The following is a 1076-nucleotide window of genomic DNA, read 5'->3' on the forward strand; positions in this document are numbered from 1 at the left end:
TTCCCGCTTCCCGATTCCCGATCCCCCCGTTCACCGCGGCTTCCAGCCGCTTCCTCTGTTCGGTCCCGAAACGGTGCTGCTCGTCCACCATCACCAGCGGGGCTTCGGGGAGATCCCGATAGAGCAGCGCATGGGTACCGACGATGAAATGGGCCTCCTGCGGGTTTCCCTCTTCGCGGTTTTGGGTCACCAGCGCCACCTTCACGTATTCGGGCAGCCACTTGATGGCCTCTTCGTAGAGCTGACGGGCCAGGATCGATGTGGGGGCCATCAGGATCGCCTTTTGCGGCCACGCCGTCATGGCGGCGGCCAGAATCACCATCGTCTTTCCCGAACCCACGTCCCCCACGATCATGCGACGGGCCGCATGCTCCGAAGCCAAATCGCGCCGGATATCTTCGATCGCTTTCCTCTGCCCCGCCGTCAGCTCGAAGGGGAGCTTCCGCAGAAAGGGGGCGATATCCCCTTCCAGCCGTTTTATCGCGGGAAAGTCCCTCCGTTTGCCCCGCATCCTTTTGAAATAGTCGAGGGCTTCGGCGAACTTGAGCGATTCGAGAGTTTTCGGCCCCAGGCCTCCATGCTTTCGGTAGAGCCGAAGCCATCTCTCGTCGGGCCGGTGCGCCCGGACGATCAGCTCCGCCCTCTCCCTGTCCAGCCCCTCGCCCATCAGGTTGGCCGGGGTGACGAGAGACTCGACGATACGCCTGTGCAGATCCTGGCGCAGACGGCATCGGTACTGGGGCACGATCTCTCCGGTTCTGGAAATCTTTTTCGGGTTGACCACCTGGAGCTTCGATCCGAAACGCTCGATCTTCCCCTGCAGAAAATGGCGCATGCCCGGTTTGAAAAGTGCGCGATGGTAGGGTTTGGGGTGGAAAACGGTGATCTCCAGAGGCTGGGTGGTCAGAGGCGTCCGTACCGTGGCGACGAACCGCCCCGGCGGTGAAGCGGTGGAGAGAACCTCCGCCTCGAAGGTGTGAACCTCCCCGATCCTCAGCTCGGATGAAATCCGGGTATCGAGATAGGAGGCGGGTGTATGGACGGCGAGCTCCAGAAGCGAGGAGAATCCCGCCTTT

The 1076-nt window shown here is 62.0% G+C and carries 1 protein-coding gene; it reads right to left on the reverse strand.

Annotation, left to right across the window (positions count from 1 at the left end; genetic code table 11):
• Nucleotides 1-1076 (reverse strand): DEAD/DEAH box helicase (locus tag Q1K23_RS05025; RefSeq protein WP_300362964.1); only part of this gene is annotated, 1076 nt, incomplete at both ends.

The organism is Hydrogenimonas sp. (assembly GCF_029933015.1).
Classification (GTDB): domain Bacteria; phylum Campylobacterota; class Campylobacteria; order Campylobacterales; family Hydrogenimonadaceae; genus Hydrogenimonas.